Raw genomic sequence first — 263 nt, 5'->3', positions numbered from 1 at the left:
GAGCGTGATGGTCTCCGGCGGCTGGCCCTGACGCTTGATGGCCTTGCTGAAAAAAGCTTTGGCCGCAGCCACATCGCGTCGGGCTCTGAGCATGAAGTCCACCGTCCGGCCAGCCCGATCCACTGCCCGGTACAGGTAGACCCACCTGCCGCGAATCTTCGGGTAAGTCTCATCGACACGCCACGAGCGACCCGCAGGTGTAGCAAACCGGTTCCAGCGTTTGACGAACTCGGGTGTATAACGCCTCACCCAGCGCAGAATCG

1 protein-coding gene is annotated in these 263 nt (G+C 62.0%); it reads right to left on the bottom strand.

The window, feature by feature from the left end; translation table 11 throughout:
- Positions 1–263: DDE-type integrase/transposase/recombinase (locus ACOJB8_RS41305; RefSeq protein ID WP_475018029.1), on the bottom strand; the 263-nt coding region annotated here is incomplete at both ends.

It is taken from the genome of Paraburkholderia sp. BR10141, from assembly GCF_056155635.1.
The sequence above is the reverse complement of the archived record's forward strand: the minus strand, read 5'-3'. Positions and strand labels throughout refer to the sequence as shown.